General features: G+C 47.6%; 11 protein-coding genes and 3 tRNA genes. 5 read left to right on the plus strand and 9 right to left on the minus strand.

Going from position 1 to position 12,957, the window contains the following annotated elements:
- Positions 1-20: 20 nt before the first annotated feature.
- The 7 genes from tuf to rpsU all read right to left on the minus strand — a co-directional run bounded on the left by tuf (position 21) and on the right by rpsU (position 3,186).
- Positions 21-1,205: an elongation factor Tu gene (gene tuf, locus DXD65_RS17515; protein WP_005825727.1), complete on the minus strand. Its 1,185-nt coding sequence runs from the start codon at positions 1,203-1,205 to the stop codon at positions 21-23.
- Between the two features lie 50 nt (positions 1,206-1,255).
- A tRNA-Thr gene (locus DXD65_RS17520) sits at positions 1,256-1,327 on the minus strand.
- Between the two features lie 17 nt (positions 1,328-1,344).
- Positions 1,345-1,427: transfer RNA gene (locus tag DXD65_RS17525), tRNA-Tyr, on the minus strand.
- A 124-nt stretch (positions 1,428-1,551) separates the two neighbouring features.
- A tRNA-Thr gene (locus DXD65_RS17530) sits at positions 1,552-1,625 on the minus strand.
- A 93-nt stretch (positions 1,626-1,718) separates the two neighbouring features.
- Positions 1,719-2,018, minus strand: coding sequence for a ribosome hibernation-promoting factor, HPF/YfiA family (hpf, locus tag DXD65_RS17535; RefSeq protein WP_005825731.1), 300 nt, complete (start codon positions 2,016-2,018; stop codon positions 1,719-1,721).
- Between the two features lie 18 nt (positions 2,019-2,036).
- Positions 2,037-2,921, minus strand: coding sequence for a tyrosine recombinase XerC (locus DXD65_RS17540; protein ID WP_016271996.1), 885 nt, complete (start codon positions 2,919-2,921; stop codon positions 2,037-2,039).
- A 73-nt stretch (positions 2,922-2,994) separates the two neighbouring features.
- Positions 2,995-3,186 carry a 30S ribosomal protein S21 gene (gene rpsU, locus DXD65_RS17545; protein ID WP_005825735.1) on the minus strand — a complete coding sequence of 64 codons (192 nt, stop codon included), beginning with the start codon at positions 3,184-3,186 and terminating at the stop codon, positions 2,995-2,997.
- 279 nt (positions 3,187-3,465) lie between these two features.
- On the opposite strand from rpsU, the gene DXD65_RS17550 reads away from it, so the two are divergent.
- Positions 3,466-5,259, plus strand: coding sequence for an aminopeptidase P family protein (locus tag DXD65_RS17550; RefSeq protein WP_008661879.1), 1,794 nt, complete (start codon positions 3,466-3,468; stop codon positions 5,257-5,259).
- A gap of 4 nt (positions 5,260-5,263) precedes the next feature.
- On the plus strand, positions 5,264-5,776 hold the full coding sequence (locus DXD65_RS17555; protein ID WP_022401597.1) for a gamma carbonic anhydrase family protein: 513 nt from the start codon (positions 5,264-5,266) through the stop codon (positions 5,774-5,776).
- Between the two features lie 91 nt (positions 5,777-5,867).
- Here DXD65_RS17555 and DXD65_RS17560 read toward each other — a convergent pair whose 3' ends face one another.
- Both DXD65_RS17560 and gltX read right to left on the minus strand, forming a co-directional pair.
- Positions 5,868-7,088 carry a 3-deoxy-D-manno-octulosonic acid transferase gene (locus DXD65_RS17560; protein WP_005825739.1) on the minus strand — a complete coding sequence of 407 codons (1,221 nt, stop codon included), beginning with the start codon at positions 7,086-7,088 and terminating at the stop codon, positions 5,868-5,870.
- A gap of 31 nt (positions 7,089-7,119) precedes the next feature.
- Positions 7,120-8,646, minus strand: a complete 1,527-nt coding sequence (gene gltX, locus DXD65_RS17565; protein ID WP_117588580.1) for a glutamate--tRNA ligase — start codon at positions 8,644-8,646, stop codon at positions 7,120-7,122.
- Between the two features lie 97 nt (positions 8,647-8,743).
- Here gltX and DXD65_RS17570 point away from each other — a divergent pair, with 97 nt between their 5' ends.
- The 3 genes from DXD65_RS17570 (at position 8,744) to DXD65_RS17580 (ending at position 12,661) form a co-directional block, all read left to right on the plus strand.
- Entirely contained in the window at positions 8,744-10,804 is a 2,061-nt protein-coding gene (locus tag DXD65_RS17570; RefSeq protein ID WP_009037308.1) for an HD family phosphohydrolase, read from the plus strand.
- 5 nt (positions 10,805-10,809) lie between these two features.
- Entirely contained in the window at positions 10,810-11,574 is a 765-nt protein-coding gene (locus tag DXD65_RS17575) for a hypothetical protein (RefSeq protein ID WP_005825742.1), read from the plus strand.
- A gap of 133 nt (positions 11,575-11,707) precedes the next feature.
- Positions 11,708-12,661: a tyrosine-type recombinase/integrase gene (locus DXD65_RS17580; RefSeq protein WP_008661885.1), complete on the plus strand. Its 954-nt coding sequence runs from the start codon at positions 11,708-11,710 to the stop codon at positions 12,659-12,661.
- Positions 12,662-12,957: the final 296 nt, after the last annotated feature.

The following is a 12,957-nucleotide window of genomic DNA, read 5'->3' on the forward strand; positions in this document are numbered from 1 at the left end:
GATTAAGATTATATTGGTTATTAGTCAAGAATTTCAGTAATCTGACCAGAACCTACTGTACGACCACCTTCACGGATAGCGAAACGCAAACCTACGTTCAATGCTACCGGGTAGATCAGTTCTACAGTGATTTCTACGTTATCACCAGGCATTACCATTTCAGTTCCTTCCGGAAGAGTGATTTCACCTGTACAGTCCATAGTACGCAGATAGAACTGAGGACGGTATTTGTTGTGGAACGGAGTGTGACGACCACCTTCTTCTTTCTTCAAAACGTAGATAGAAGCTTTGAACTTAGAGTGAGGTTTAATCTGGCCGGGCTTACAAAGAACCATACCACGTTTGATTTCGTTCTTGTCGATACCACGGAGCAACAGACCTACGTTGTCACCAGCTTCACCTTGATCCAGCAACTTGCGGAACATTTCAACACCAGTTACAACAGACTTCTTGTCTTCACCCAAACCGAGGATTTCAACTTCGTCACCTACATGGATAACACCAGCTTCGATACGACCAGTAGCTACAGTACCACGACCAGTGATTGAGAATACGTCTTCAACCGGCATCAAGAACGGTTTGTCAATATCACGCGGAGGCAGAGGAATCCAAGTGTCGCAAGCATCCATCAGCTCCATAACCTTCTCTTCCCACTTTTCAACGCCATTCAACGCACCAAGAGCAGAACCCTGAATGAACGGAGTGTTGTCGCCGTCGAATTCGTAGGCTGAAAGCAGTTCACGCATTTCCATTTCAACGAGTTCCAACATTTCAGCGTCGTCTACCATGTCACACTTGTTCATGAATACAACCAGTCTCGGTACGTTTACCTGACGAGCCAGCAAGATATGCTCACGAGTCTGAGGCATCGGACCATCAGTAGCAGCAACTACGATGATAGCACCGTCCATCTGAGCAGCACCAGTTACCATGTTCTTTACGTAGTCGGCGTGACCCGGGCAGTCTACGTGAGCGTAGTGACGGTTAGCTGTTTCATACTCTACGTGAGAAGTGTTGATAGTGATACCTCTTTCCTTTTCTTCAGGAGCGTTATCGATAGAATCGAAAGAACGCAATTCAGAAAGACCTTTCTTTGCCAACACTGTAGTGATAGCAGCTGTCAACGTGGTTTTACCGTGGTCAACGTGACCAATTGTACCAATGTTTACGTGCGGTTTGGTACGTTCGAATTTCTCTTTAGCCATAGCTTTACTTGTTATTTATTTGATTAATAATCAGCTTTTACATCTTTGTGAGCTGTTACCGGGACTTGAACCCGGGACCTCTTCCTTACCAAGGAAGTGCTCTACCGCTGAGCTATAACAGCAAGGAGAATAAGAGTTGTGGGCAAAGATGGATTCGAACCACCGAAGGCGTAAGCCAGCAGATTTACAGTCTGCCCCATTTGGCCACTCTGGTATTTGCCCCTACATTACAAAAAGAACTCTTTTCCTTACTAAATCATCGCAGAGTGAACTTTACCCGGACGATTTCCGTTCTCATATCATCTCCACCTCGTGAAGAAAGACTCATTCCACTCATCCTTGAGCGAGCCTCTTGTCGGATTCGAACCAACGACCCCGAGATTACAAATCACGTGCTCTGGCCAACTGAGCTAAAGAGGCAAGCTAAAAAATGCAACCGTAACGTTCATAGTGTGAGCGAAACGGCTGCAAATTTAGGCATTTATTTTTTACCCGCAAAATTTTAGCGGAAAATTATTTGCTCCGTTGCTTTTCCTTGTACTTAACCAGCTGTTTTTCCAAAGCTTCCAGGCATAAATCCACTGCTTCTTCAAACGTATCACAAACCTTGTTTGCATAAAACTCGCCATTGGGAACCAATACTTTCACTCCGGCTTCTTTATTTTCGGCTGTTTCTGGTTTTACTACCTTTAATGACACCTCTACTTTCTTTATATCGTCGTAAAATTTCTCCAACTTAGCAACTTTCTTTTGAACGAAAGACTGCAATTGCTCTGACGCATCAAAGTGAATCGATTGAATTCTTACTTCCATACTTACCTCCTTTTTACTTTAGGCTCGGGGATGAGCCTGATTATACACTTTTTTAAGCTCTTCAAAAGTAGTATGCGTATAAACTTCCGTTGTCGCCAGACTCTCGTGTCCGAGGAGTTCTTTTATCGAGCCTAAATCAGCACCATTGTTCAGCATAGCCGTTGCAAAGGTGTGCCTCAGCACGTGGGGACTTCTTTTTTTTACAGTCACTACCTTCGAAAGGTTTCGTTTCACAAGGCATGCTACGATACTGCGGTAAAGCCTTTTTCCATTCTTCCGGACAAAAAAAGCATCCGAGCGAACCGGGACAGCTTCATTCCGCACATTGACATATTCTCGCATCGAGCGTCCCAGCTCCTCATCGAAAGGTATAAGACGTTGTTTATTCCGTTTTCCCGTCACTTTAACGAGAGAAGCCGAAAAATCGACATCCTTATCATCCAACCCTATCAATTCTGAAAGTCGCATGCCGGTAGCATAAAACATTTCAATAATCATATGGTCGCGACACCCTTCAAAACCTTCACCAAAGTCCATATCATCCAGCAACCTATTCATCTCACCCTCTCTCAGAAATACCGGAAGCGGCTTTTTCTTCTTGGGCCCCGTCACTTTCCGCAACGGATCTACCGCGACCTCGCCTCTCCTCAAAAGGAATTTATAGTATGTCCGGATAGAACTCAGCTTTCGGTTTATCGTATTAGAAGCAAGTCCTTTGTCCATCAAGGAAGCAATCCATTCACGAACAAGTTCCGCATCTACATCCGATGGAGTCAAGTCTCCCAACATTTCTTCTCCAAACCTCTGCAGTTCAAGAATATCTGCCCGATAGTACTCAACCGTACCTTTGGAATAGTTCCGCTCATGCAGAAGATAGTCAAGAAAAGAATCTGTCAACAACATATCGCTACATATCTAAAATCATGCAACGAATGTATGAAAAAGAATTCAATAATTCAAAGGAATTTACGAATTATTAATCTTCTACTTGCTGAAGTTGTTGAACGTAAACAGCACGTTCTTTCTTAAGTCTTTTAGTCACAGACGGTTTATCAAATTGTTGTCTGCGTCTCAATTCCTTAACTGTGCCAGTTTTTTCAAACTTTCTTTTGAATTTCTTCAGCGCTTTTTCAATGTTTTCGCCTTCTTTTACAGGTACTACAATCATTTTCTTTTAATTAAATGTTAATGGTTTAAAAATCTCACGATTAAATTGAGCGGCAAAATTACACATACTTTCTTTATTCACAAAACTTTCTGCAAAAAAATTACCCATGATTCCTAATTATCAAACGAATGAGCAAAGGGAAAGATGTTTTTATTGAGCCAATCCGCTAAAATCCGTGAAGCATAGCACATTTTTAAAAGAGAATGTGTAACTTTGAAAGCAGAGAATGGAGAGATTATAAACTCATTTACACGCCTACTTAATTACATTTATAAAAATATGGCTCAGACAATCAATCAACGTATAGATGCTCTACGGGCATTGTTAAAAAGAGAAGGCATAGACGCTTTCATTATCCCCAGTACCGACCCGCACCTAAGTGAGTACGTAGCACCGTACTGGAAATCAAGAGAATGGATATCAGGCTTCACCGGTTCGGCAGGCACGGCGGTGATCACCAGCGACAAGGCGGGACTGTGGACAGATTCCCGCTATTTTCTCCAAGCCGAGCAGCAGCTGGAAGGCAGCGGCATCGACTTATACAAGGAAATGCTGCCCGAAACGCCCAGCATCCTCGATTTCCTGCGGGAGAACCTTACAGCGAATTCAGTTGTAGGTATAGACGGGAAGGTATTTTCCACCACACAAGCCATAGCCCTGCAAGAGGATCTGGCAAAAAACGACATCACCGTAAAGAGCATTGCCGACCCGATGAATGAGATATGGACAGACCGCCCTCCCATGCCCGAAGCACCCGCCTTTATCCACGAGATGAAATACGCCGGGAAAAGCTGTCCGGACAAACTGGCTGCTATCCGCCGGGAGATGAAAAAGAGTGAAGCGGACGTATTATTGGTGTCGGCATTGGACGAGATAGCATGGACACTCAACATACGCGGCAACGATGTGCATTGCAACCCCGTAGTAGTAAGCTACCTGATAATCAACGAACAAGAAACACACTTTTTCATCCAGCCCGAGAAAGTAACGGAAGAGCTTTCAGCCTATCTGGAAGAAGCCGGCGTCACCATCCATGCTTATGGGGACACCGAATCCTTTGTGACAAGAATACCGGACGGCAGCATCATGCTCGACATGGGAAAGACGAATTATGCCGTTTATTCCGCCCTCCCCCCTTCCTGCCGGGTACTTGACGAGCGCTCACCGATAGCCTTGCTGAAAGCGGTCCGCAATGACCGGGAAATAGCCGGCATCCACGCAGCCATGCAACGCGACGGAGTGGCACTGGTGAAGTTCCTGAAATGGCTGGAGGAGGCCGTTCCCGCAGGCAACGAGACAGAAATCAGCGTAGACAAGAAACTGCACGAATTCCGTGCCGCACAGCCACTCTACATGGGAGAAAGCTTCGACACCATTGCCGGGTACAAGGAACATGGAGCCATCGTACACTACGAAGCCACTCCGGCAACGGACGTGCCACTGAAACCCGAGGGATTCCTGCTGCTGGACTCGGGTGCGCAATACCTGGACGGCACTACCGACATCACCCGCACCATCGCACTGGGGAAACTGACCGAAGAAGAGAAGACGGACTACACCCTGATACTGAAAGGACATATCGACCTCGCCATGGCTGTCTTCCCGGAAGGTACGCGAGGAGCGCAACTGGATGTACTGGCCCGCATGCCGATATGGCAATACCACATGAACTTCCTGCATGGTACCGGGCACGGCGTAGGCCATTTCCTCAATGTGCACGAAGGTCCGCAAAGCATCCGCATGAATGAGAATCCGGTAACCCTACGGCCGGGAATGGTCACTTCCAACGAACCGGGCGTTTATAAAGCCGGAAGCCATGGAATACGCACGGAAAACCTGGTGCTGACCGTGAAGGACGGTGAAGGCATGTTCGGAAATTACCTGAAGTTCGAAACCATTACCCTCTGCCCCATCTGCAAGAAAGGTATCATCAAAGAGATGCTGACGGCAGAGGAAACGGCATGGCTGGACAACTATCACCAGCATGTATACGAGGCACTTTCGCCAAGCCTGAACGAAGGAGAACGGGAATGGCTGAAGGAAGCATGCAGTAACCTAACCACTAATCACTAAAAAAATGGCATTAATAAAATCAGTAAGAGGATTCACTCCCGAAATCGGGGAGAATTGTTTTTTGGCGGACAATGCGGTTGTCATTGGCGACGTCAAGACGGGACGGGATTGCAGCATCTGGTTCAGCACCGTGCTGCGGGGTGACGTAAACTCAATCCGCATAGGGAACGGAGTAAACATCCAGGATGGAAGCGTGCTCCACACCTTGTACGAGAAATCGACCATAGAGATAGGAGACCACGTATCCGTGGGGCACAACGTGACCATCCACGGAGCCACTATCAAGAACTATGCTTTGGTAGGGATGGGTTCCACCATCCTTGACCACGCAGTAGTGGGCGAAGGGGCTATTGTCGCCGCTGGTTCCCTGGTATTGAGCAATACGGTCATCGAGCCGGGAAGCATCTGGGGAGGAGTCCCCGCCAAGTTCATCAAGAAAGTAGATCCGGAGCAGGCCAAGGAGCTGAACCAGAAGATTGCACACAACTATCTGATGTATTCCGACTGGTACAAATAAAGGGAGCAAGGCGCCCCAAAAAGGCAGGGCGATAAAGGGATGCCATTCCATCACCTTTACCGCCCTATCGCTTTTATCACTCTTTACTTTTCTAAAAGTTTATCATACTCATTATCTTATCCGTTGCACCGGCGTTGCCGGTCACATAATTGCTTGCATTCATGCCTGATTCGCGCAAAAAGACTTCATCTGTCAGCATACGGTCGAGCAAAGTTTTCAGTTCCTCATAATCCTTCACCGAGAAAGCGCCTTTTGCCTCCAGCAACTGGATGGCCTCCTGGAATTTCTGATACTTCGGTCCGAAAATCACCGGAATGCCATAAACTGCAGCCTCAAGAGTATTGTGGATTCCCACTCCGAAACCACCTCCGATATAGGCAATCTCGCCATAGCGGTAGATGGAAGAGAGCAACCCGAAGCAGTCGATAATCAGGCAGTCGGCCTTACGGACATTCTTCTCGTCGGCACGGGTATAGCGCACGTAGGGGCGTTTCAGTTTACGGATAATCTCTACCAGATGGTTTTCGTCGATAACGTGCGGAGCGATAACCAACTTCACCTCTGGATGCTGGTTAAAGTATTCAATAAACAAATCCTCGTCCGGCTGCCAGGAGCTTCCTGCCACGAAAGTCATCGTGTTGTTCTTGAAAAGCTCCACCAAAGGCAGATGTTTGGCCTCCTCACGAATCTGCAGCACACGGTCAAAACGGGTATCCCCCACCACCGTGACACGGCTGATACCTATCTTCGCCAGATAGCGTTTGGAGCGTTCATTCTGCACAAACAAATGGTCGAAGTCGCGCAGCACATGTCTGTACGTACCGCCATACCACTTGAAGAATACTTGTCCGCGGCGGAAAATGGAAGAAATGCTGTACACCGGAATACGGCGCTTGTGCAGTTCGTCCAGATAGTTCTTCCAGAACTCGTACTTGATGAAGAATGCCATGCAGGGATTCACGATATCCAGGAACTTCTTCACATTGCGGGACTTGTCGAAAGGCAAGTAACAGACAACGTCTGCCCCCCTATAATTCTTGCGGACCTCATAGCCCGACGGCGAGAAGAAAGTCAGCAGAATACCGTAATCCGGATATTTGGCACGAATTTTCTCAATCAACGGCCGTCCCTGCTCGAACTCCCCCAAAGAAGCGGCATGGAACCATATATAGCGCACGTCCTTCTCCAACTGCTGCCGGAGAAGTTCATAGACCACCCAGTGTCCCTTCATCATTTTTCGGGGCTTACGGCTAAATGGAGCAGCCAGATGCACCAGAATATCGTAGATGGCTATTGCCAAGTCATATAGCATACTATATGGATTAAGGATGAAGAAGATTTATTCACTTTAAAGCATCAACAGCACGCTGTATACGGGCCAACGTCTCTTCCTTGCCAATCAGCTCGGTAATGTCGAACATGTGCGGGCCTTTACACTCGCCCACCACTGACAAGCGGAAGGCATTCATCACATTTCCCATGTGATAGCCACGCTCAGTAATCCAACCAATCACAATATCTTCGGAAGGCTTGGAGGAGAAATCTCCGATGCCGCGCAACACATCCATCAATTCGGTCATGATGCGGGGAGTATCTTCCGACCAACGCTTCTTCACATCCTTTGCCGCATATTCCGTGGGGGCTACGAAGAAAAAACGGGTCTGGTCCCACAGTTCCTTTACGAAGTTGACGCGTCCCTTCACCAGTGAAACCACTTTCGTAAGGAACTCGTCGCTATAGTTGGAGGCGTCTATGCCGTTGGACTCCAGCACCGGTCTGAAAAGACAAGCTATCTCCGCATCCGGTTTCATCATGATGTACTCATGGTTGAACCAGATACCTTTCTTATAGTCGAATTTGGCACCCGACTTGCTGCAATGGCTCAAATCAAACAATTTCACCAATTCATCCATAGACATCAGTTCCTGGTCATTGCCCGGATTCCAGCCCAGCAGAGCCAGGAAATTAATGACCGCTTCGGGCAGATAGCCTGATTCGCGGTAGCCTGAAGAGACATCTCCCGACTTGGGGTCATGCCACTCCAACGGGAAAACCGGGAAGCCCAGACGGTCGCCGTCACGCTTACTCAATTTGCCGTTACCCTCGGGCTTCAGCAACAAGGGCAAATGCGCAAAGGCAGGCATGGTATCCTCCCACCCAAAGGCACGGTAGAGCAATACATGCAACGGTGCGGAAGGCAACCATTCCTCACCGCGTATCACATGGGACACTTCCATCAAATGGTCGTCCACAATATTGGCCAGATGGTAAGTAGGAAGTTCATCTGCCGATTTATAAAGAACCTTGTCATCAAGAATGGAAGAGTTTATCACTACTTCCCCACGAATCAGGTCGTTCACATGCACATCTTCGTTCGGCTCTATCTTGAAACGCACCACGTACTGCTTACCGGCAGCAATCAGCGCGTCTACCTCTTCTTTAGGAAGGGTCAGTGAATTGCGCATCTGCATGCGGGTAGAAGCATCGTACTGGAAATTCGCAATCTCCGCACGCTTTGCTTCCAGCTCCTCAGGAGTATCGAAAGCGATGTAGGCTTTTCCGGCCTCCAGCAGAATCTGAACATACTTCTTGTATATTTCCCGACGTTCCGACTGACGGTACGGGCCATGGTCTCCACCGAAACTCACGCCCTCGTCAAACGGGATGCCCAACCACTTGAAAGACTCCAGGATATATTCTTCCGCACCCGGTACAAACCGGTTGGAATCAGTATCTTCAATACGAAATATAAAATCTCCTCCATGCTGACGCGCAAAGAGATAATTGTATAAAGCTGTACGCACACCGCCGATGTGCAACGCCCCCGTAGGACTCGGGGCAAAACGGACTCTGACCTTTCTTTCTGTCATAATCTACCTTACTTATGAATATTTTAGACGGCAAAATTAAACCTTTTTTTCCACACTAATGTTTTTTTTTGTACTTTTCGCAAAAATTTCAGCCGATATGAGTTATTTCAATACAAAAAAAGAGTTCTCGCTCAGAGATTTGCTATACAGAGCACTGATATTCATCGGCACTGTGGGGATTATTGTCTATTTTCTGCCACGTGACGGTAAATTCAACTACCAGTTCGACATTGACAAGCCCTGGAAGTACGGACAGCTCATGGCCACCTTCGACTTCCCCATCTATAAGGCCGATGAAGTGGTGAAACGCGAGCAAGACAGTATCCTCGCCGCCTTCCAGCCGTATTTCCAGCTGGACAAAAGCATTGAGAAAAGTGTGCTCGCCAAGTTGAAGGCAGACTATCAGACCCACCTGCGCGGCCTGCTTCCCTCCACCGACTACGTCCGCTTTCTGGAAAGGAAACTCTCTGAAGTATATCGCGCCGGCATCGTTTCTACCGAAGAGCTGAACCAACTGCATAAGGACAGCACAACCGCCATCATGGTCATTAACGACAAACTGGCCAACCAGCAGGACATCAACAAGGTATATTCGGTGAAGGATGCCTATAACTATATACTCACGGCCGATACCGCCCACTACCGCCCGGACATTCTACGGCAATGCTCGCTGAACGAATATCTGTTCCCTAATCTGACCTATGACGAGCAGCGGACCGAAACCGCTAAGAAGGAGATGCTCGACAACTATTCATGGGCCAACGGCATCGTACTGAGCGGACAGAAAATCATCGACCGCGGCGAGATTGTCAGCCAGGAGACATACAACATCCTTGAGAGTCTACGGAAAGAATCCATCAAACGCAGTGAGTCCATCGGGCAAAAACGGTTGATGCTGGCGGGGCAGGTATTGTTTGTCAGTATCTTCATGCTGTGTTTCATGCTCTACCTCGACTTGTTCCGTAAAGATTACTACAAGCGCAAGGGCAGCCTCTCCCTGCTCTTCGCCCTCATCATGTTCTATTGCGTGGTGACGGCCATCATGGTTGCCAACAACATATTCAATGTCTATATCATCCCGTATGCCATGCTGCCGGTCATCATCCGGGTGTTCCTCGACTCACGCACGGCCTTCATCGCACAAGTCACCACCATACTGATATGCTCCATCTGCCTGCGCTATCCGCATGAATTCATTCTTCTGCAACTCTCGGCGGGACTGGTTGCCATCTTCAGTCTGAGGGAACTTTCACAACGGTCGCAACTGTTCCGGACAGCCTTCCTCGTCATATTGACCTACGCTGCCGTCTACTTTGCTTTCGAGCTGATTACAGAAAACGACTTGACAAAAATCAACGGAAGCATGTACACTTATTTCGTCATTAACGGAGTGTTGCTGCTGTTCACCTATCCCCTGCTCTTCCTGGTGGAAAAGACGTTTGGCTTTACCTCCAATGTCACCCTGGTCGAATTGTCCAACATCAACAACAGCCTGCTGCGCCGCATGTCCGAGACAGTTCCCGGCACCTTCCAGCATTCCATGCAGGTTGCCAACCTTGCGGCGGAAGCGGCCAACCGTATCGGAGCCAAAAGCCAGCTGGTACGTACCGGAGCGCTGTATCATGACATCGGCAAGATGGAGAATCCGGTGTTCTTCACCGAGAACCAGTCGGGTGGAGTCAATCCGCACAAGAATCTGGGCTATGAGCAAAGTGCCCAAGTCGTCATCAGCCATGTGACGGACGGGCTGAAGCTGGCCGAGAAGAACAATCTCCCCAAAGTAATCAAGGATTTCATCACCACTCACCATGGCCGTGGGAAAACGAAGTATTTCTATATCTCCTGGAAAAACGAGCACCCCGGTGAAGACCCTAACGAGGAGGCATTCACCTACCCCGGTCCCAACCCGTTCACCAAAGAGCAGGCTATCCTGATGATGGCCGATTCGGTGGAAGCCGCTTCACGCAGTCTGCCCGAATATACGGAAGAGAGCATCAGCAACCTGGTAGACAAGATTATCGATTCGCAAGTGGCAGAAGGCTATTTCAAGGAATGCCCCATCACCTTCAAGGATATTGCCACCGTGAAGAACGTATTCAAGGAGAAGCTGAAGACTATATACCATACCCGCATCAGTTATCCCGAACTTAAAAAATAAGAACTATGGAAGTGACCAGTAAAGAACAGAAAAGAGCCGAACAACTGCTGCAAAGCCAGCACATCGGACTGCACCAAATCAAGAGTTTCAGTTTCATGAAGCGTTACCACCAGGTTCCCCGCAAAAGCAACTTGGCTGCGAAAGACAAATATGGTCCGGGCATACTGACTTTACATCTAAAGGAAGGAAAAGAAAAAGTAATCTATCTGCCTCCTTTCCGTCACCCTTCCTCGGTCATCCGCTACCTGGTCTCCCAAGAAATCCCCTTCGACAACTACGCACCGAGGGAACGGACAGTCGCAGAGGTTCCCACAGAAACATACCAGCGTCCGTCACTCTATATGTTCTGGTTCTTTGTCTTATTCCTGATATTCCTTATATTGGGATATTATTCCATCAGTGGCAGGGGCTTCATCCCGGCTATCATTTCGTTTGCATTAAGTCTTTTTTTCATCAGCATGCTGATGACCCGCTTCTGCTACCTGACGTTGGACAATAACGGCCTCATCATACACAGCGTAGGCAGGACTATCCGCTATCCGTACCAGAACCTAAGAAAAGTAAACTTCGACTTTGCCCGCGAACAGAATTTCACGCACGTCATGGAATTGCTGGACAACGATTACCGCTACCGTCTGTTCTATATCGGAAGGGTTTCGAGGAAGAAACTGAATGAGATTGCCGAACGCCTGCAACAAGCCGGAGTGGATGCCACTTGCAGCCTGAATGATAACAAGCGGTTCTTCCAGGATACGTATATCAGCCACTAAACAGACGTTAGCCAACAAATAAGCTGTCGGATACGGCATCATTCCCGTTTCGCAGATTTCAGAATGATGCCTTTGCACTTGCTCTCAATTTATTTATAATTGCAGGATAAACCTTTTTATAAATAATTTGGAAATGAGCAGAAATGAAATTACCTTACAAGAGATGTTCTCCTCAGTCATCGGGGAACTCCGGGAAGGCGGCAGGTGGGGAACGGCACACATCTACCAGTCAGCGGTGAATGCATTCTCGGTATTCACCAAATGGCAACCGATGCCCATGCGCAAGCTGAGCCCGACCGTACTGAAGAGATTCGAAAACTTCCTCAGACAGAGGAATTGTAGTTGGAATACGGTGTCCACTTATATCAAAGCGATACGTTCGGTTTACAACCGGGCAGTGGACAGAAAGATGGTGCGATATGTACCCAGGCTGTTTGAGCATGTGTATACCGGTACACGGACAGATAGGAAAAAGGCGCTCGAAGCTTCCGACATAGGCTGCTTGGTACGGGAGACAGAGATGAGCCTGCAGGACGGCCAATCTCCCAACACCCGACAGAAAACAAAAATTTTCTTTGTACTGATGTTTATGCTAAGAGGGATTCCTTTTGTGGACCTGGCCTATTTGCATAAGAGGGATTTACAAGGAAACACCTTGTCTTATAGACGCAGGAAGACGGGACGGGCACTGACCGTGTCATTGACGCCGGAAGCTATGCAAATGGTGAGAATGATAGCGAACAAGGACAAGGACTCTCCTTATTTATTCCCCATATTACAAAGTGAGGAAGGCACGGAAGCGGCATACCGGGAATACCAGGCGGCGCTCAGGGCATTCAACCAACGTCTGGCAGTGCTCAGGCAGTGCCTAGGAATGCAGTCGGCACTCAGTAGTTATGCAGCCAGACACACCTGGGCCACAATGGCCTACCATTGCGAGATACACCCCGGAATCATATCGGAAGCCATGGGGCACTCCTCCATCACGGTGACGGAAACCTATCTGAAGCCTTTCAGCAACAGAAAGATTGACGAAGCCAATCAGAAGGTAATTTCTTTTGTAAAAAACGAAGGATATCCAGTATAAAAGAGATTACTTCTTTTGAGGAAGTAGAGCAAACTTGTTGTTTCTTTTTTATAGTCTTCAAACAAAGTTTTGAGGAGCGGATTGATATTGGCTTTACAAAAAGTTTCCCAACGTAAGCAATAAACTGAGAGATAGAATCTTATATTGAAAATTAGAGACTTTTTCACTTCATAATTTCTATTGCAGCTTTTCTATGATGTTGGAGATTAAGACTATATATTATCTTTCCAATATCCCAACGGACTGTTTTTTACTATTCCAAACAAAACCGGTCTATTTTCTCCTTATTCCCTGAT

The sequence above is a fragment of the Bacteroides sp. 4_1_36 genome, from assembly GCF_003466325.1.
Classification (GTDB): Bacteria; Bacteroidota; Bacteroidia; order Bacteroidales; family Bacteroidaceae; genus Bacteroides; species Bacteroides uniformis.

What these genes read in the sequence shown, in the direction of transcription:
- tuf (WP_005825727.1), bottom strand. Translation starts at nt 1,205, where the DNA reads ATGGCTAAAGAGAAATTCGAACGTACCAAACCGCACGTAAACATTGGT.
- hpf (WP_005825731.1), bottom strand. Translation starts at nt 2,018, where the DNA reads ATGGAAGTAAGAATTCAATCGATTCACTTTGATGCGTCAGAGCAATTG.
- DXD65_RS17540 (WP_016271996.1), bottom strand. Translation starts at nt 2,921, where the DNA reads ATGTTGTTGACAGATTCTTTTCTTGACTATCTTCTGCATGAGCGGAAC.
- rpsU (WP_005825735.1), bottom strand. Translation starts at nt 3,186, where the DNA reads ATGATTGTAGTACCTGTAAAAGAAGGCGAAAACATTGAAAAAGCGCTG.
- DXD65_RS17550 (WP_008661879.1), top strand. Translation starts at nt 3,466, where the DNA reads ATGGCTCAGACAATCAATCAACGTATAGATGCTCTACGGGCATTGTTA.
- DXD65_RS17555 (WP_022401597.1), top strand. Translation starts at nt 5,264, where the DNA reads ATGGCATTAATAAAATCAGTAAGAGGATTCACTCCCGAAATCGGGGAG.
- DXD65_RS17560 (WP_005825739.1), bottom strand. Translation starts at nt 7,088, where the DNA reads ATGCTATATGACTTGGCAATAGCCATCTACGATATTCTGGTGCATCTG.
- gltX (WP_117588580.1), bottom strand. Translation starts at nt 8,646, where the DNA reads ATGACAGAAAGAAAGGTCAGAGTCCGTTTTGCCCCGAGTCCTACGGGG.
- DXD65_RS17570 (WP_009037308.1), top strand. Translation starts at nt 8,744, where the DNA reads ATGAGTTATTTCAATACAAAAAAAGAGTTCTCGCTCAGAGATTTGCTA.
- DXD65_RS17575 (WP_005825742.1), top strand. Translation starts at nt 10,810, where the DNA reads ATGGAAGTGACCAGTAAAGAACAGAAAAGAGCCGAACAACTGCTGCAA.
- DXD65_RS17580 (WP_008661885.1), top strand. Translation starts at nt 11,708, where the DNA reads ATGAGCAGAAATGAAATTACCTTACAAGAGATGTTCTCCTCAGTCATC.